Below are 18,173 nucleotides of genomic sequence, written 5' to 3' on the forward strand. Positions count from 1 at the left end.
CGTTATTTGTATTCGATGAGCCGGTAATGGCCGCGCGCCTGGTTGGCCTGGAACTTCAGCAGGCCCCAGGCGTTCGCGAACTTGGCCAGCAGGTTGAAGCGGGTGTAGAGCCAGGCGTCGCCCGCGCTGTCGCCCTGGCCGCGGCGGTGGCGGTAGATGCGCCAGGCCAGCAGGCCGTAGGCCGCCAGCAGCGCCAGCGACACGCCCCGGCTGGCCGGCGCCAGCGCCAGCGCCGCCGCCGGCAGCGCCAGGCCCCAAGCCCAGGTGGAGGCACGTTCGCGGGCGCAGTCCTGCAGCGGCCCGCGGCCATGCAGGTGGGCGCGCTGGCCGATGGCATGGCCGGCGCGCACCGCGCGCGTCCACCACTGGCCGAAGCGGTGCATGTCGGCATCGTGCGTGGCCATGGCGGCGTCGAGCTTGCGCAGGTGGTGGCCGGCCAGGGCCACCCGCACGCCGAACTCCGAGTCCTCGCCGGCGATGACCTCGGTGCGGAAGCCGCCGAGCAATTCGAAGACGGCCAGCCGCACCATCATCAGGCCGCCGATCTGGCCGGGCCGCTCCAGCCGCCCGGCGGGCGAGTGCCACTCCAGGGCGCACAGGCGGTTGTAGGGCGAGGCCTCTGGGTGGCGCTCCCGCAGGTGGCCCACCACCAGCGCACAGCCGGGCTCGGCGTCGAGCGCCGCCTCGGCCGCGTCCAGCCAGGCCGGGTCCACGATGCAGTCGCCATCGAGGAACTGCACGTGCCGCAGGCCGGGCCACCGGGCATGCAGCAGGGCCGCGCCCTCGTTGCGCGCCCGGGCCGCGGAGAACGGCCGCGCCGGGTCCAGAGGCAGGACGGCATCGCACAGGCCGCGCGCCAGCGCCACGCTGTCGTCGCGCGAGCCGGAGTCCACGTAGACCACCGGCCGCGGCTGGCCGCGCAGGGCCTGCAGGCAGGCCGCCAGGCGCGCGCCCTCGTTGCGGCCGATGACCACCACCCCCGTGGCCGGCGACGGCGCGCGGCCGGCCGCGGCGTGCCGCTCAGAGCCGGCCATGTCGCAGGGCGGCCGCGGCGAGCGCGTGGGACGCGTCGCGTTGCGGCAGGTACAGGCGGGCGCAGGAGACGCCCAGGCCCAGCAGCATGTAGCTCATGGCGGGCACGATCACGATGCTGCTGGTGGTGACCAGCACGAACATCAGCGCGAGCGTGGTGGCCAGCAGGCAGCCGGCCAGGTGGCGCCCTTCGGGGGCGGCGTCCGCGTCGCGGCGCAAGCGCCAGAGGCTCCACAGCATGGTGGCGAACGCGCCCAGGAAACAGCCCAGGCCGACCACGCCGGTGGCCAGGCCGATGGCGAGGTAGGAGTTGACGATGTCGATGATGCCCTGGCCCTGCCGCAGCTCCTCCATGTGGTCGAGGTAGCCCGGCACGCCCAGCCAGGGGCTGTTGGCGATGAGCGCGATGGAGATCTCGAACAGGCGCTGGCGGTAGGTGACGTTGAAGGCGTCCACCTCGCCGACGAAGGGCAGCAGGTCCACCACCACGCGCAACGCGGGGATCTGCGCCGCCACCAGCAGCACGCCCACGCCCGCCACGCCGGCCAGCAGCAGGCGCTTGATGGGGGCGGGCCCCAGCACCAGCAGCAGCAGGCCGAGCAGCAGCGCGCCCAGCCACGAGCCGCGCGCCATGGAGGCGGTGAGGCCGCCCACGAGGCCGAGCGTGCCCAGCGTGGCCAGCCAGCGCCGCGGCACCTCCTGGCGCACCGCGGCCCAGCAGCCCAGTGCCACGACGAGCACGCTGCCCAGCACCAGCGAGTGGCCGGCGGAGGCCTTGGCCCGCAGCAGGCCGGCCCGCTCCAGGAAGACGTTCAGGTCCCAGCTCATGCCCCAGGCCTCGGGCACGGCGTCGTACAGCGGCCAGCGGCGCACGGATTCGAACACCGCCAGCACCGACAGCACCATGGCGGTCAGCACGAAAGCCCGCAGGGCCGAGCGCAGCCCGTCCGGGTCCTGGAACACGCGGCTGAACACCCAGTAGGGCAGCAGCGTGTCGATGCACAGCACGAAGGCCTGGCGGATCAGGTCCGTGCGCGAGGCGAACGGCAGCACCACCGCCAGCTGCACGGCGAAGTAGGCCAGCACGAACCAGTCCGCCGCCAGGCCCAGCGGGGCGGGCGAGCGCGCGCCATGGCGCACCCACAGCAGCGCGGGCAGCAGCAGCGCCAGGGTCAGGGCCCGGGCGTGGGTCATCTCGAAGAAGTTGCCGATGCCACCGAAGCCGGGGATGTAGGCCCCCACGCTGGGCACCGCCAGCAGCAGGCCGGCCCACAGGGCGGCGGCGCGCGTGCCGCGGTCACCGGCCGGCACCAGGAAGGCGGCCACCACCACGGGCATGGCCAGCGCATAGACCCAGATGCTGGGGCTCGCGAAGGCCAGCAGCGTGACGATCAGGAACGCCCAGCGCAGCCGGCGCAGCTCACCGCTGCGGGCCAGGGCGGGCCAGGCGAACCCGGCGATCCAGAACAACACCAGCGCCACCGCCAGGATGACGGGCAGCGCCTTCAGATGGGAGGGCATGGTGGGACAGTCGTCCGCGTGGGACCGCGGCGCGCGAAGCGTACCGCATGGCGCGACGGGGTCGGCCGGGCGCGACACCCCCAAGAGCAATCGGCGGGCCCGGCCGGCCCCCCTGCCGCGCTTGGCGACAATAGCGCGCGGCCAGGCAGGCCCCTCGCTTGCCGATGGCCCCGCCGCCCCGCCCTGCGCTCCATGCCGCCCGTGCCGCCCGCCGACCCTTCTGCCGCCCTGCCGCCGCCGCCCGCACCCACCTCGGGCAGCTGGCGCCAGCGTGCGGGCTCGGCGGCGTTGTGGATCGGCCTGGGCTTCGCCTTCACCCAGGCGGTGCGGCTGGGCAGCAGCATCGTGCTCACCCGCCTGCTCGCGCCGGAGATGTACGGCCTGATGACGCTGGGCACCGTGGTCATCGCCGCCGTGGTGATGATGTCGGATTTCGGCTTCTCGCAGAGCGTCATCCACAACGAGCGCGGGGACGACCCGGATTTCCTGAACACCATCTGGTCGATGCAGCTGCTGCGCGGCGCCGTGCTGTGCGCCGTGATGAACGGGGTGGCCGGCGCGCTGGTGGGGCTGGCGCACACGGCGCCCGGGTGGTTGGCCGGCAGCTACGCCGATCCGCGCCTGCCGGGCGTGATCGCCGTGCTGTCGCTGGTGCCGCTGGCCATGGCGCTGGAGTCCACCAACCTGGCGCGCGCACAGCGGGCGCTCGCCCTGGGCCGCGTGGTGCGCAACGAGGTGGTGGTGCAGCTGGGCGTGACCGCGCTGATGATCGGGCTGGCCCTGCACTGGGCCGCCTGGTGGGTGCTGCCGGTGGGGTGGCTGGTGCAGGCCGCCGCCATCGCGCTGCTCAGCCACCTGACCCTGCCCGGCCCGCCCAACCGGCTGCGCTGGGAGCCTGCGGCCGCGCGCACGGCCTGGCACTTCTCCAAGTGGATCCTGCTGTCGTCCGCCCTGACCTACCTGTTCCGCGAGGGCGACCGCATCCTGCTGGGGGGCCTGCTGACGCCGGCCGACCTGGGCATCTATGCCATCGGCGCACTGTTGGTGAACGCATTGCGCGAGGTGATCTACAAGCTGGCTGCCTACGTCGGCATGCCGGCCCTGGCCGAGGTGTCGCGCCAGCAGCCGCAGCGGCTGGCCGCCGCCTACCGCCAGTGCCGGCTGCCGATCGATGCCCTGTGCCTGCTGGCCGCGGGCTTTCTCTTCGCGGCGGCCGACCGTGTCATCGGCCTGATCTACGACGGCCGCTACGCCCTGGCCGGCCACGTGCTGGCCGTGCTGTCGCTGGGCCTGGTGGCGCTGCGCTATTCGGTGACGGAGCAGTACCTCATCGCCACGGGCGAGACGCGCCAGCTCTACAAGCGCGGGCTGATCCAGAACCTCACGCTCTACACGGCCGTGCCGGCAGGCTTCGCCCTCTGGGGGCTGCCCGGGGCACTGGGCGGCGTGGTGCTGGCGCAGGCCTCCTTCGTGCCCGTCATGCTGCACATGCAGCACCAGCGGGGCCTGCTGGACTGGCGCTTCGAATTCGGCGTGCTCGGCCTGTTCCCGCTGGGCTGGCTGGCCGGCTGGCTGGTGCGGTGACGGCCCCGCGCGACGACTGTCTGCTTCCCATGGAACTCACCACCATCCTCGTCAGCTACAACACGCGCCACCTGCTGGACGAGTGCCTCGCCGCGCTGCACGCCGCCGAGGCGGCGATCGGCGGCGGCGCCGTGGTGGTGGTGGACAACGCCTCGCGCGACGGTTCGGCGGAGCACCTGGCCACCGACCACCCCGACGTCACGCTGGTGCGCCTGCCCGAGAACGTGGGCTTCGGCCGGGCCAACAACGCGGCCCTGCCCCACGTGCACACGCCCTTCGTGCTGCTGCTGAACACCGATGCGTTCATGACGCCGGACTCGCTGCAACGCTCGCTGGACTACCTGCGCGCCCACCCGCGCTGCGGCGTGCTCGGCGCCCGGCTGCTCAACCGCGACGGCAGCCCGCAGCCCAGCGCGCGGCGCTTTCCCACGCCCTGGAACGTGTTCCTCATGCAGGCGGGGCTGCAGCGCTGGTTCCGCGGCACCCCACGCATCGACCCGGGCGACTGGGACTTCGACCGCCCCCAGGAGTGCGACTGGGTGCCCGGCTGCTACTACCTGATGCGCAAGTCGGTGATCGACGAGGTGGGCCTGTTCGACCCGCGCTTCTTCCTCTACGCCGAGGAGGTGGATCTGTGCCGCCGGGTGAAGAACGCCGGCTGGCAGGTGCACTACTTTCCCGACGCCCACGTGGTGCACCTCGGCGGCGAAAGCGCCAAGGCCGACGGCGAGGTGAACGCGACGCGCCAGATCGACCACCTGTCCATCGAGAGCAGCCTGCTCTACTTCCGCAAGCACCATGGCCGCCTGGGCCTGGCCGCGCATGTGCTGCTGGAGGGCCTGGCCGCCCTGCTGGTGGGCCTGCGGGACTGGTGGCGCCAGCACGACCGCCGCCGCCTGGCCAGCGGCCTGCGCCGGTGGGCGGCGCTGCTGGGGCTGCTGCGCGCCACCGCGTTCGGCAGCCGGCCCACGCGCTGAGGCGGGCGCCGGCGGCGGTCAGGCCGCGGCCGGCGGGCGGCCGCGCACCACGGCCTGGTACAGCAGCAGCCACTGCGCGACCACGCGGGACCAGCGCCAGCCCTCGGCACGCCGCCGCCCGGCCTCGGCCAGGCGGTCGGCCAGCGCACCGTCGCCCGCGAGCCGGTCCATGCACGCCGCCAGACCGCGCACGATCGAGTCCTCGTCCGTCGCCGGCACCAGCAGGCCCGCCACGCCGTCGTCGATCAGCAGCTGGGGCCCGCCCCAGTCCAGGCACACGGGCGGCAGGCCGAGCGCCAGGGCCTCCTGGACGACGATGCCGTTCGCGTCCTCCAGGCTGGGCAGCACCATCCCGCGGTAGCGGCCGAAGCTGGCGACGAGGTCGTCGTGCCGCTCGTACCAGTCGAGGAAGCGCACCCGCCCGGCCAGCCCGAGCGCCTGCGCCAGGCGCTCGCAGGCGGCCCTCTCGGGGCCGCGCCCCACCACGTCCAGCATCACCGGCAGCCGGCAGTGCGCCAGGGCACGGATCGCCAGCGCGGTGCCCTTGTGGAACACCAGCCGGCCGAAGTGCACGAAGTGCAGGTTCGCACCGGCGTGGTGCAACCTCGGGCGGTCCAGCCACGCCTCGGGCACGCCGCAGTCCACCGTGTCCACCAGCGTGGCCTCAGGCAGGCCCGCCGCCCGCAGGGAGCGGCGTGTGCGCTCCCCGCCGGCCACCAGCACGCATTGCGCATGCCGGCGCAGTGGCCACAGGCGCCGGGCCCACTGCAGCGGCATGTGCAGTCGCCGGCGCCAGCGTGCGGCGGCGCTCTCGTGGTGGCGGAACGCGGGCGGGCAATAGATGTTGCCGTTGACCGGGCCCAGCACGTTGGCGTGGCGGCGCGACAGCCAGCGCGGCATCACCGGCGAATTGGGCTCCACCTGGTGGATGACCACGGGCCGACCGGCGGCCAGGCCATCGGCCAGCCGCTCCGCCAGGCGCATGGACACCCACGAGAACAACGGTCCGAGCGTCCAGCGCAGCGGGGGCACGGCCCACAACAGCCGCATCCACCAGCGGTCCTCCACGAAATGGACCTGGGTCAGCCCCAGCCGCGCCACCTCGGCCCGGTTGCGCGCGTGCGTCACCTGCAGCGTGTCGGGCAGGGCCCGCCGCAGCTCGCGCAGGATCTGCAGCGCCTTCATGGCCTCGCCCCCCATCTGCTCGGACACGTTGGGCGCGACCAGCACCACCAGCGGCATGCCGGCACCGGCGTCGCGCGGGCGGGGGACAGACGAGCCGTCGACCAACAGGGAAGCCTCCATCACAAGACACCACGCAGGCAAGAAAAAAGCCGCCGGCCCTGGGGCCGGCGGCTTGGGAGGCAAGAGCCGTACCGGTGTTCAGCGGGCGCAGCCCGTCCACCAGCAGGTCTTGGTGTCGCGGTACGGCAGCACCGCTTGCCACTTGTGGTTGGTGCCCTGGAACTGCGTCTCCTTCAGGCCCCAGACGCCGTACTTGCCGGGCTTGTACACGTGGTTGTACATCGCGTAGACCTGCCCACCCACGGCTTGCCAGTCGGCCAGCGTCTGCGTGTAGGCCTTGCCCATGCGCGGGTCGCGGTTGGCGGCGATCATCAGGTTCAGCCACTGCTGGTCGGTGTCGCCGGGGTGCATGATCAGGTGCTGGCCGCCTTCGTAGGCCATCAGCGGCAGGCCGCGGTTGGTGGCTTCGGTCTTGTTGGCCGTCATCCACTTCTTCACCTGGGCCACCGAGCCGTCGATGTCCGACTCGCGGGTCTTGCCGTACAGCGGGGGCGTCACCTTGTTGCCGTTGGCGTCGACGCCGAGGATCTCCTCGAACATCTTGTTCAGGCCGCCGTCGGGCTGGGTGTACCAGGTCTTGACGGTGCTGCGCACGGCCGGGTCACCGATGTGGCTGGCGAAGTACGGGGCGATGGCCATGCCGTCCATGAACTTCGAGCAGGCCTGGCCGAGCTTCGACACGGCGAACGGGCAGTCCATCTGCTGGGCGCTGATCCACGAATTGGAGGCCTGGCCGTTGAACACGCACTTCACGCGCGCCGCGTCGGCACCGAACTCCTTCTTCACGATCTGGCACAGCTGCACCGAGCGCATGGCGTACCAGCTGGGCTGCAGCTCGTAGTCGCTCTTGCCCTTGGAGATCTGGTCCGGCCAGGTGGCGCGGGCCTGCTCACGCATCCAGTGCGACTGGCTGAAGCCGTAGTTCCAGGGCTCGTTGCTGTACTCGACGATGAGGTTCAGCTTGGGCGCCAGCAGCGACTTGGCCTGGCGCGCGAAGCGCATGGCGTAGTCGTCGGTGGCGTGGGTGGGCAGGTTGATCCAGGGATCGGCACCCACTTCGTTGGCCAGGGAGATCATGGCCGGCGTGGGCACGCCGCCCGTGCCGGTCCACAGCGCGTCGTTCACCTTCGGACGGTCGGCCCAGTTGGCCAGCGGCGACGAGTTGGTCTTGTTCCAGTCCAGGAAGCGCAGGGTGCGGAAGCCCTTCAGGTCGGCCACGAAGGACGGATGCCAGGTGCGGCCGGTCAGGTTCTCGAACGGCACCAGTTCGCCCTTGCCCTTGCCGCTGCAGTCGGCCGAGGTGAGCGCGTACTGCGCCGTGTCCAGGCTGCACACGCCACCCGGAGGCAGCACGCGGATGTTGCGGATGTGGTTGCCGGCCGTGGTGGCGCGGATGGTCAGCAGCAGGCCCGCGTTGTCGGTGTTGGTGACGCTCACCACGTCGCGGCCCGGCTTGGACTCGGCCGCCACCTTCGTGCCGGCCAGGCTGTATTCCAGCGTACCGGCGCCGTCGTACAGCACCACGTACTTGCCCGCCGGGTGCACCCGCGCGTCGTCCTGGAACATCAGCGCCGCCACGGTGCGGTACTTGACGTTGGTGTCGCCAGCGGCCGGCAGCGTCTTGGGGTAGCCCTGCTCGTCCAGGTCCATCTTGGCCTGCTCCAGGGTGTCCCAGCTGCTCTGGCCGTTGGTGAAGCCGGTGCAGCCCGCGTCGCGCGGGTAGCTGCACTGGGTGAACCAGCCGCCCGCCCGCTTGAGCTGGTTGATGGTGGGCAGGTCGGGGGTGAAGTAGTCGAACGCGCCGAGGTTCACACCCACGCCGCGGTTGGACGGGGTGCCGTTGGCAGCGTGGGCACCGAAGGAGGCCATCGCGGCCAGTGCCGCGGCGGTCGCCAGAGCGGCAGGTCGGGAGAGCAGTCGGACAGTCATGGGGTTCAGCCTTTGGGGAAGGAGTTCACAGCAGAGGGGTCGCGCACCGCAACGAACTTCCACTGCATGGGCGACGCACTGCTGATCGGACGATGGAGACGGCCGGTGAGCACCGGCCTGCAACGAGAGGCAACCACAGGGTTTTCACGGGCCAATTCCGCGGATTGACCCGTCGGTGGAAGCGCGCGGGCCTCAAGTTCCGCACCCCTTCCACCAGCAAGGCTGGTGGTCTCGCCAGCGAATCACGGCCTGCCACTTGGGCGCTTGCGCATCCCCGGGGCGTTCCTGCAGGCCCCAGGCGCCCCATTTCGAGGCGGCACCCATGTGGTGATAGAAGACGAACAGTTCACCTCCCGCGCCGCGCCAGTCGGCCAGGTGGCGCTCGTAGGCGGCACCCATGCGGGGGTCCCGGTTGGCGGCGCGGATGAGCCGCACCCAGCGCGACTCGTCCTCGCCGGCGGGGGGCGTGAGATGCTGGCCACCCTCGTAGGCCCACAGCGGCAGGCCGTGCGAGGCCGCCAGGGTGCGCGCCTGCTGCATCCAGCCGCGCGACTGGGCCAGGGCACCGCCCTCGCGCGGGGCATCGGGCCGGCCCTGCAGCGGCGGCCGCACGGGCGCGCCCTGGCGGTCGGTGGCCAGCAGTTCCTGGAACAGCCGATCGACGCCGCCGTCGGCGTCGGTGAGCCACGGGCGGGTGGCATCGCGCAGGGCGGCGCTGGCGAGGTAGCCGCCGAAGTACGGCGCCACGGCGAGGGCGTCGACCTGGCGGCCGCAGGGGCCGCCGAGCTCGGCCGCCGCCAGCGGGCAGGCCAGCGCCTGCTTCAGCAGGTCGGGGTTCGCCGCCTGACCATTGAGCACGCAGCGGACCGGTGCGGCGCCCGGTGCCCAGGCGGACTTGACCAGCTGGCACAGGCGGGCCGCCCGCCAGGCCTGCCAGTTGACGCCAAGGGCCACCGGCTCGCCCCGGGCCGCCGGCCACTTGGCGCGGGCCTGCTGCTGCACCCAGGCAGCGATGGGAAAGGCCTCGTTCCAGGGTTCATTGGCGTGCTCCACGACCGCCGTCCGGCCGGCTGGCAGGCGCTCGCGCAGCAGCTGGCCCAGCGCGCGAGCGTAGCCGTCGTCCGCCCGCAGGGGCACATGGAGCCAGGGGTCGGCGCCGGCGGCCGACGCGAGGTCGAGCATCGCCTCGACCGGCACGCCACCCGGGTGGTCCCACACCGCCGCGTCCATGGGCGGGCGCGACGCCCAGGTGGTGACCGGGCTGGTGTTGGTGCGGCCCCAGTCCATGAAGCGCAGCGTGCGGAAGCCGCGCAGGTCCTGCAGGTACTGCGGGTGCCAGCGCCACTGGGGCGGGAACTTCTCGAACGGCACGAAGGCGCCGGCGCGGCGTGCCGTGCAGTCGGCGGGCGTGGCGGCGAAGCGCGCCAGGTCGGTCGCACACGCGCCGCCCGGCGGGAACACGCGGATGTGGCGCAGTGGCTGGGCGGGGTCGGTCGCCTGGATGGCGATCCGCCAGCCACCGTCCTCGGGGCGGTTGCTCACCTCCACCACGTCGCGGCCCGGGCGGGACTCGGCGGCGACCTTGCGGCCGGCCAGGTCGTGGGCCAGGGTCCCGCGCCCTTCGTAGGTCACGACATAACGGCCCGCGGGATGTGCCCCGCCATTGCCGTTGAACAGCAGGACGGCCGCCGACCGGTACTTGACGCTCGCGTCGTCGGCGGCGGGCAGGCGCAGCGGCCAGCCCTCGGCGTCGAGCGGGAGCCGCGCGCGCTCTCCGGTGTCCCACGCGCTGGCGCCCGCGGCGAAACCGCTGCAGCCCGGGTCACGGCTGGGCTCGCACTGGGTGAGCCAGCCGGTGCTGCGCTTGAACTGGTCGACCAGGGGGAAGTCGGTGCCGTGGTACTCCCACGGCGCGAGGTTCAGCCCCAGGCCGGAGCGGCCGGCCATGGCCGGGACCGACGAGGCGGTGGCCGACGCCGGCGCGGAGGCCGGCGCCGCCCCGGCGGAGAGGCAGGCAACCGCCAGCGTCGCGGCCACGATGCCGCGCCAGCCCGCTGTCCGGTCCCTCGCCTCCGCTTGCGCCACCGCGCCCCCCGCAATTCCGGCCGCCCCTCGGCCCTTCCGGGGGCGTGCCAGCGGCGCATGATGCCGGCCCGGTGTCCTGGCCCGCGTGTCGAAGCGCGCGCAATTGGTAAGCAGTTGCTGCGCCAGGCGGTGACGACTGTGACGAAAAGTATCCGGCGCGGCCGCCGGGCGGGGTCAGCCCCTTCAGTACTCGTTCATCACCACGCCCGCCAGCCGCGTGTGGCCCGCCTGCAGCGAGACCACCAGGTCCTGCAGGCCGCTGACGCGGCTGGCGTCCCGACGGGCGACCACGAGGGCCGCGCCGCAACGCGCCGCGATCACCACGCCGTCGGTGCCGAACACCGCCGCGGGCGTGTCGATCAGCACATGGTCGAACTTGGACGACAGCTCTCGCAGCAGCAGCCCGAAGGCCGGCCCCTCCACCAGCTCGAGCGGGTTGGGCGGCTGGGGCCCCACCGGCATGACCCACAGGTTGGGCACGTCGGGCACCGCCTTGACGACGTTCTTGCCGCCGCGGCCGGCCAGGAGGTTGGACAGGCCGCGGGAGTTGTCCACGTCGAAGATCTGGTGCAGGCGGGCGCCGCGCATGTCGGCATCCACCACCAGCACCCGCCCGCCGAGCTGCGCCAGGGCCACCGCGAGGTTGGCGCAGAAATAGGTCTTGCCGTCCCCGCTGTCCAGGCTCACCACCGCCAGCGGGCGGCGCTGGCCGCCCTCTTCCTCCTGGCTGCGCAGCAGGATCTGGCTGCGGATCGCCCGGAAGGCCTCCGCCTGGTGGCCAAAGGGCTGCACCAGCGCCACCAGCTCGGGGTTGGCCTGGCGGCGCTGCTCGTCGCCGTAGGCGTACTGGAACTGCTGCGACAGCGCGTACAGCACGTCCTCGGCCGAGGCCAGGCCGAGCGCGATGGCGGCCTCGCCGAAACGCACGTTGTGCTCGCGCTGGTAGCGCGCGATGTGCTCCACGTCCTCCGCGCTCAGGTTGCGCGCATCGCGGATCAACTCGCCGATCGCCCGCGACTTAACCTCGGCCGCCCCCAGCGGCGCATGGATGGAATCGGAGAAGTCGTGCTGGGTCGGGTCTGCGGAGTCGTTCATTGGCTTCCCTTGCCCGGCGCGGGCAGGCGGCGGCCGGAGATCATGCGGTCCTGGGCCTGGGCCAGCTGCAGCCGCATGCGGCGGCCGATGGCCGGCGTGGGCATGATGCCGATGACGGGCAGCCCGAGCGCGGCGACAGCATCGGCCGGCACGCGCACGCGCTTGTCGAACTGCTCGAGGGCCAGCGCCACGCCGCAGCCGAGTGCCAGGCCGAAGAACAGGCCGATCAGCAGGTTGGCGGCCACCTTGGGCGACGAGGGCGCCGCCGGCGGCGTGGCCCGCGCCAGCATGGCGGCGTTGCTCTGCCGGTTCTGGCTTTCCAGGTTGCTCTGGTTGAAGCGGTTGAGCAGCAGGTCGTAGGAGCGCTGGGCGTTCTCCACGTCGCGCACCAGCACCGCGCCCTGGTCACGCACCTCCTTCATGCGCAGCACCTTCTGGCGCTGCTCCTCCAGGCTGGCCCGCACCTGGCCCTCGCGGGCGCGGTCGATGCGGGCGCTGACGGAGACGCTGCCCGTCACCGTGCGCGTCTCGGCGGCGAGGCGGTTGCGCAGGTCGCCCACGGTGGCGCGTGCTTCCACCACCTGCGGGTGGTTGGCGCCATAGCGGGAGTCGAGTTCCTTGAGCTTGGCCTCGGCGCGGGCCAGGTCACCCTTGAGCGAGGCGACCAGCGGGTTGTTGATGACCTCCGAGAGGTTGTCCCCGTAGGCCGCCGCCTGCGCCTGCCGGCTCGACGACTCGCTGGACTGCGCCTGCATGGTCACCAGCTGCTGACTCAGCATGTTCAGCCGGCTCATCTCCACGTCGAAGCGCTCGTCGGTGGCGATGATGCCCTGCTGCTGCTGGAACTTGGACAGGCGCTGCTGGGCCGACTCGAGCGCGACGCGCGCCTCGTCCACCTGGGTGGCGAAGAAGCCGCTGTACTCGCGCGCCGGGTCCACCCGCAGCTCGACCGCGGTCTCCAAGTAGGCCTGCACGAAGGCGTTGGCCAGGGTGGCTGCAAACTGCGGCTCGGTGCCCTTGTAGGCCACGTTCACCACGTTGCTGCCGGCGCGTGCCACCTGCACGTCGAGGTTCTTCAGCAGGAACTCGACCAGCCAGTCCTCCATCGTGCCCTCGCCCCGGTTCATCTTGTCCCAGAGCTTGCGGATGTCAGGCACCTCGGTGAGCTTGAGGTTGCGCACCACACGCAGGGCCACCCGGTCGCTGCGCAGCACTTCCACCTGGGTGTTCATCAGGGCGGGCGAGGCCGCACCGCCATAGAGCATCGACGCCACCGGATCGGGCTTGATGTCGATGACCAGGGTGGCCGAGGCGGTGTACATCTTGGGCGCCAGCAGCGTGTAGCCGACCGCGGCCCCCAGGACCAGCGCGAAGGTGAGCACGGCCGGCACCCAGCGGGCGCGCAGCACGGCCAGGAAATTGGGCAGGCTCATCAGAACAGGCTCTCGCGCACGAACACCACGTCGCCGGGCAGCAGGGTGTCGTCGAGCGACAGCTCCAGCTGCTGCACCTGGCCGTTGGCGGCACGGCGGCTCACGCGCAGGCCGCGCTGCGTGCCGCGCTGGGTGAGGCCGCCGGCGGTGGCCAGCGCCTGCATCACGGTCATGCCCCGCTCCAGGCGCAGCTGGCCCGGGCGCTGCACCTCGCCGTACAGGTACACCACGGGGTAGCGGTCGACCCAGATGGCGTCACCCGGCTGGATCTCGATGTCGTCGCCGCGGCCGCCGGGGGCAAAGACGCGGGGCAGGTCGATCTCCTTGCGGAAGGGTTGCCCGTTGCGCTGGCCGGTGACCACCACCGTGTCGGCACCGGCCGTGTTGGTGACGCCGCCGGCCAGGGCCAGCACGTCGGTCAGCCGCATGCCGGCCACGTCGAGCGGCACGCGGCCGGGCTTGCCCACCTGGCCCAGCACGTTCACCTGGTTGGCGCGCACCTGCGTGACCATCACCGTGACCTGCGGGTTCTTGATGAAGTCGCCCTTCTTCAGGGCATCCGCCAGCGCCGCCTCGGCCTGGTTGACCGTGAGGCCGCCGAGCCGGAGGGAACCGATCAGCGGGTAGCTGATTAGGCCGGACTCGGACACCCGCGTTTCCAGGCTGAGGTCCGGGCTCTGGTACACGGCGATACGCACCGTGTCGCCCGGGCCGATGCGGTACAGCGCCGCCTCGCCGGCCGCCGGCGCCGCCGCGGTCTGCGCGTGGGCGATGGGCGCCGCCAGGGCGGCAGCGGCCAGCAGGCTGGCACAAAGGGGTCGAAGGAGTCGGTTCATGTCGTTCCCGTCCGTGGTGTGTCGCTCCGGCGCATGCCGGCCCCGCCCGCGCGGAGCGGACCGGGACGGCAAGGTCTGTGCCGGGCCGGCGCGGCCGACCGGCGCCGGACGACGCGCGCAGCGTACGCCGAAGGGGCCCCCCCGCCAAGCGCGGGGGGCCACCAGAGGCTCAGACGGCCGGACGCTTGTAGCCGAAGCGGTCGATGATGAACTTCTCGCGCCGCGCCACCAGGTCGACGCTGGCGGCATCGTAGTAGTGGTTGAACGGGTGCGGCCGGTTCGACTTGTTGGTGGGCTTGGCGTCGTAGATCTTCTTGCGCTGCTCGTCGGAGAGCTCCACGCCGCAGCCGTCCAGCGCCTTGACGAGGTCGTCGGCCAGGCAGTCCTGCCGGATGATGTGCTGGACGATGAGGTTGTCCTTCTCGAACGCCTTCAGGCCTTCCTGCGTGCTCACGGTGGCGGGCATCTTGTCGGCGCCGCGCACGAAGAGGTTGAAGTAGCGGAAGGTCATCAGGCCGCCGACCTTGCCGATGGGAGACTGCGCGAAGCCCGCCTCCACCACGCGCCGCGTCTGCGGCGAGCACACCACCCGCAACCACTCGCGGAAGGCCTCCGCGTTGGCGGGATCGGCGTAGTAGAAGTCCTTGGCGCGGTCGGCGCCCACGTCGGGCGGCAGCATGGACTTCTGCTTCTTCTCCTCCACGCCGTCCTTCTCGGTGCTGGCGTTGCGCGCCGCGTTGATCTTGGCCAGCACGCGCTCCCAGCGCTTGGGGTTCGTCAGGCGCTGGAACAGCTCACCCTGCTGCTGGCAGCCGTAGGTCCACAGCGACAGGTACCAGCCCCAGGGGTCGCGGATGGACCCCATGAACTGCTTTCCACTGGCCAGCAGTTCCTCGGTGGGAACGTTGTGCTTGCCATCGTTCTTGCCGCCGAGGAGATCCCTCAGCGTCTTCTTGATGTGAGTGGAGCCGGTCTTCTGGAGTTCAACGAAGACGACCTTGTCGGTGATGAGCATGTGCGAAACCTCGCGGGTGGTTGGGGGGGCGCATGGGCACCGTCGCCATCCCTTGTTGAAGATTGATGACGAAGCGGCCGGGAGGCCCCGAGGGCCCGCACCATGGCGCCGCGGATCATAGACGAGGGACTTCCCGGATGGGGCCCCATTTGCCATGTCGGCAAGCCCGTCTGCCCGAGACGTTTGCACGTGTGCATCCCCAATGGCACAGGCCTTGCAAAGAGGGTGCTGTGCTAGTATCAAATTGCATTCGGCGCGCACTTTCACAGTGCATCCGCGGGTGCTTTCTGGGCCCTGTGACAGGGATGCCGTTTCCCCCAACCTGCCAGCATTCGAACCATGTTTGAACTCGTACCCGACCAGGGCTCCGACATCCCGTTCTACCCCGACAGCAATGCCGAGATCACCCGCGAGGCCGCCGAGACGGTGGAGCTCAACGGCGACTGGACGATCCCCGAGAAGGCCCTCACCGTGATGCGCGTGAAGACGGGTCACTTCACGGTCAACATCTCCATCAACACGGTGCGCAAGGCGGACAAGCTCGTGGTCACCTTCCAGGGTGCACGGGGCGGCGGCAAGGACAGCGCCAACGCCAGCCGGCCGATGTTCTCGCGCCGCAACTGGGAAGCGCTGTTCGACGCGCCCATCCTGGCCATCTCCGACCCGATCGCCGAACTCGACTGGAACTCCAACGTGCCGCGTTGCGGGTTCTACATGGGCACGATCGACAACGACCTGGTGCCTGAGCTCAACGCCCTGATCGACGTGGTCTGCGCCAAGCTGGGCGTGCCGGTCGACAACGTGCAGATGTACGGCTCGTCCGCCGGCGGCACGTCCGCCATCCTGGTGGGCAGCCGCCGCAAGTCCCGCACCGGCATCGTCGCCGTGTGCCCGTTCCTGCGCCCCGACAAGTACCGCGAGGGGGTCATCGCCGCCGGCATGCGCGCCATGGGCAAGACCATGGACGACTACGAGCAGATGATGCAGGACACCCCCTGGCGCTTCAACCCGCTCATCGCGCTGAAGGACGCGCACCAGGCCGGCCAGGACATCCGCGTGTTCGTGGGCCAGAACCTGAAGGACAAGTCCACCATCAGCCGCCACTTCCCCGGCATCTGGCGCCGCTGGGACATCGACCCGGAAGGCGGCGTGTCGCCGGACGGCCGCGTGATGACCGCCATGTACGACTCGGCCGAGGCCGGCCACGGCCACGAGCCGCCGGAGTACTCGCGCCCGCTGTGGCAGGAAGCGCAGAAGTTCTTCGCCACGCCGGCCGTGGCCCGCGCCAAGAAGGCCGGCGGCAAGAAGAAGGAAAAGGCCGCCGTCACCGACGACGCCGAGTGATCGGCGGGGCCGGTGCGCCGGCCCCCTGGTGATTGCCCGCACGCCAAGGGGCGCTCCCGCACGGGAGCGCCCCTTTGTCGCTCAGCCCTCGAAGCGGTAGCCGAAGCGCTCGATCACGGGCGCGTAGGCACGGGCCACCCAGCCGCGGCTGTCGTCGTCGTAGTAGCTGGCGTAGTGGCGGCGCGCACCGGCGTCGGCGGCGCGTTCGCTGGTCACGTTCTCCGACACGATGGGCACGGTGTGCTCGACGCCGAGCCGACGCAGCACCTCGTCGAAGCCGGGCTGCAGCGCCTCGAACCGGATGATGAAGTCCGCGTGGTCCAGGTACTCCAGCGGTCCCTTGACGGTGGTGCCCTTGTCCCGGTGCCGCTGCAGTTCGCGCCCCACCCATTCCGGGAAGCCCATGGACTGCGCGGCGTCCATGCTGGCGTGCACGCGCGCGTTGTCCTGCGCCCAGCGGTAGCGCGTGGGGTCGGCCGTGAACCGGCCCTTGCGCTTGAGGTATCGGCTGACGAGCAGGTCGTACGGATTGCGCACGCAGGTGAACTTGAACAGCCCGTCGAGCTGGGCACGGGTCATCAGCCCGTGCTCCTGCAGGTCGCGCCAGGTGGCGTGGTGCTTCTTGACGAGGATCGCGCCATCCTCGGCACGGATCTCGCGTTCCGGCATCGGCTGCCCCTCCAGCGATTCGAGCAAGGTGCGCGCGACCGCCTTGCTCGCCGTCTGCGGATTGGCGAAGAAGATGTAGCGATAGCGCGTCGAGTACACGGCCATGTGGCCCCCCCAGCTTGCGTCGTGGCTTCCGACCGTCCGTCACGGACGGCCTCCTATACTAGTTTTGCCCACCCCACTTCCCCAAGGCTCTCCCCCATGTTCACGTCCGAACGCCTGCTGCTCGTCGAACTCCACCGTGGCGGCAGTGCACGCGTGAAGAAGCTGCTGCAGGAGCTGGTGGGAGGCGACACGGACAAGGGCTCGCTCTACGCGGACGCCCTGGCCGAGACGGGCAAGCCGGTGCTGGGCCTGGTGTGCCACCCGCTGAGCTGGTACCTCGCCCTGTGGCGCAACGGCTGTGCCGGCAAGGGCGATCTGCACAAGCGACTGACCAGCGACGTGCGCTGGGGGCAGCTGCGCGCGCGCCTGAAGAACCGGGAGCCCAAGCCGGGGCAGACGGACCTGAAGCAGATCCCCGACGGCTGGGGACCGGAACGGGCGCGCGACACCTGGTATGCCGATGCGAACGACGTCCAGGCGTTCCGCGAGTGGCTGCAGGCGGTGCTGATGGAGCGCGGCATGCGCAAGCTGGTGGACCACGGCTGGGGCAGCTCGCCCATCGCCAAGTTCGCCGGCCTGATGACCTACCAGTACTTCAACCACTTCGTGCGCGGCGCCGAGAACATGGACAAGTCGGTGTCCTCCATGGAGGCCTTGCAGGCCCTGCACGCGGCGCAGGCGCTGCCCGCCCATTTCGTGCGGCTGGAGTCGCTGGGCAGCGACCTGCTGGCCGCGCTGGACGCGGCCGGCGTGCCGCTGACCGCCCCGCAGCGCGAACGTGTGGCCGCGTTGAAAGGCGGCGTCGCCGCCGAGCAGGAGGCCATCGAGCAGTTCTACGACGCCGAGGCGCGCCGGCTGGTGGCACGACGGGAGGCGTTCCTGTACGGGCGCCTCGGCTACGACATGCCGCCCGGCGCCGGGCCAGGCAAGAAGGCCAAGGCGCTGGCCCGGACGGAAGCCGGGCCAGCCGGCGCCACCGAGGACGCCATGGCGGACTCGCCAGCCGCCCCTGAGGCGCTGGCAGGCGACGCGGCAGGTGACACGCCTGGCCCCGTCGCGCCCACCGGCGACGCGGCACCCGCCGCCACCCCGCCGGCGCCCAAAGCGCGCAGGGCCGCCAAGCGGGCCACGCCGGAGGCCCCGCCTGCACCGGACACGCCCGCCGCGCCGCGCAAGGCGGCTCGGCGCCGCGCGGCAGCCACCGGCGCCACGCCATCCACCGCGGACAGCGACGCCTGAACGG

General features: G+C 71.6%; 14 protein-coding genes. 4 read left to right on the forward strand and 10 right to left on the reverse strand.

Features of this window, described 5'->3' with window-relative positions; translation table 11 throughout:
- Nucleotides 1-2: 2 nt before the first annotated feature.
- The gene (locus ACE3UN_RS08125; protein ID WP_374674423.1) at nt 3-1,034 is read right to left on the reverse strand and encodes a glycosyltransferase family 2 protein; all 1,032 of its coding nucleotides are present in this window, start codon (nt 1,032-1,034) and stop codon (nt 3-5) included.
- On the reverse strand, nt 1,021-2,553 hold the full coding sequence (locus tag ACE3UN_RS08130; protein ID WP_374674424.1) for an O-antigen ligase family protein: 1,533 nt from the start codon (nt 2,551-2,553) through the stop codon (nt 1,021-1,023). The genes ACE3UN_RS08125 and ACE3UN_RS08130 overlap by 14 nt, the downstream gene beginning before the upstream one ends.
- A gap of 192 nt (nt 2,554-2,745) precedes the next feature.
- Between ACE3UN_RS08130 and ACE3UN_RS08135 the strand changes: the two genes are divergently transcribed.
- Entirely contained in the window at nt 2,746-4,137 is a 1,392-nt protein-coding gene (locus ACE3UN_RS08135) for an oligosaccharide flippase family protein (protein ID WP_374674425.1), read from the forward strand.
- Nucleotides 4,138-4,166: 29 nt separating this feature from the next.
- Nucleotides 4,167-5,114: a glycosyltransferase family 2 protein gene (locus tag ACE3UN_RS08140; protein WP_374674426.1), complete on the forward strand. Its 948-nt coding sequence runs from the start codon at nt 4,167-4,169 to the stop codon at nt 5,112-5,114.
- A gap of 18 nt (nt 5,115-5,132) precedes the next feature.
- Here ACE3UN_RS08140 and ACE3UN_RS08145 read toward each other — a convergent pair whose 3' ends face one another.
- The 7 genes from ACE3UN_RS08145 to ACE3UN_RS08175 form a co-directional block, all read right to left on the reverse strand.
- Complete coding sequence (locus ACE3UN_RS08145) at nt 5,133-6,419, reverse strand: glycosyltransferase family 4 protein (protein ID WP_374674427.1); 1,287 nt, start codon at nt 6,417-6,419, stop codon at nt 5,133-5,135.
- Nucleotides 6,420-6,497: 78 nt separating this feature from the next.
- A complete protein-coding gene (locus tag ACE3UN_RS08150; RefSeq protein ID WP_374674428.1) occupies nt 6,498-8,348 on the reverse strand; it encodes a hypothetical protein in 1,851 nt (616 codons plus the stop codon).
- A 192-nt stretch (nt 8,349-8,540) separates the two neighbouring features.
- A complete protein-coding gene (locus tag ACE3UN_RS08155) occupies nt 8,541-10,295 on the reverse strand; it encodes a hypothetical protein (protein ID WP_374674429.1) in 1,755 nt (584 codons plus the stop codon).
- Nucleotides 10,296-10,616: 321 nt separating this feature from the next.
- Nucleotides 10,617-11,528, reverse strand: coding sequence for a polysaccharide biosynthesis tyrosine autokinase (locus tag ACE3UN_RS08160; protein WP_374674430.1), 912 nt, complete (start codon nt 11,526-11,528; stop codon nt 10,617-10,619).
- Nucleotides 11,525-12,961: a chain length determinant protein EpsF gene (epsF, locus tag ACE3UN_RS08165; RefSeq protein WP_374674431.1), complete on the reverse strand. Its 1,437-nt coding sequence runs from the start codon at nt 12,959-12,961 to the stop codon at nt 11,525-11,527. The genes ACE3UN_RS08160 and epsF overlap by 4 nt, the downstream gene beginning before the upstream one ends.
- Complete coding sequence (gene epsE / locus ACE3UN_RS08170; protein ID WP_374674432.1) at nt 12,961-13,797, reverse strand: polysaccharide export protein EpsE; 837 nt, start codon at nt 13,795-13,797, stop codon at nt 12,961-12,963. Before epsE ends, epsF begins: the two co-directional genes overlap by 1 nt.
- 169 nt (nt 13,798-13,966) lie before the next feature.
- Nucleotides 13,967-14,812: a hypothetical protein gene (locus ACE3UN_RS08175; protein WP_374674433.1), complete on the reverse strand. Its 846-nt coding sequence runs from the start codon at nt 14,810-14,812 to the stop codon at nt 13,967-13,969.
- 339 nt (nt 14,813-15,151) lie between these two features.
- On the opposite strand from ACE3UN_RS08175, the gene ACE3UN_RS08180 reads away from it, so the two are divergent.
- Nucleotides 15,152-16,156, forward strand: coding sequence for a hypothetical protein (locus ACE3UN_RS08180; protein ID WP_374674434.1), 1,005 nt, complete (start codon nt 15,152-15,154; stop codon nt 16,154-16,156).
- Between the two features lie 81 nt (nt 16,157-16,237).
- Here ACE3UN_RS08180 and ACE3UN_RS08185 read toward each other — a convergent pair whose 3' ends face one another.
- On the reverse strand, nt 16,238-16,930 hold the full coding sequence (locus tag ACE3UN_RS08185; RefSeq protein WP_374674435.1) for a sulfotransferase family 2 domain-containing protein: 693 nt from the start codon (nt 16,928-16,930) through the stop codon (nt 16,238-16,240).
- A gap of 96 nt (nt 16,931-17,026) precedes the next feature.
- Between ACE3UN_RS08185 and ACE3UN_RS08190 the strand changes: the two genes are divergently transcribed.
- Nucleotides 17,027-18,169 (forward strand): hypothetical protein, encoded by a 1,143-nt coding sequence (locus ACE3UN_RS08190; protein ID WP_374674436.1) that lies wholly within the window; start codon nt 17,027-17,029, stop codon nt 18,167-18,169.
- Nucleotides 18,170-18,173: the final 4 nt, after the last annotated feature.

Source organism: Ideonella sp., assembly GCF_041918995.1.
Taxonomy (GTDB): Bacteria; Pseudomonadota; Gammaproteobacteria; order Burkholderiales; family Burkholderiaceae_C; genus Ideonella.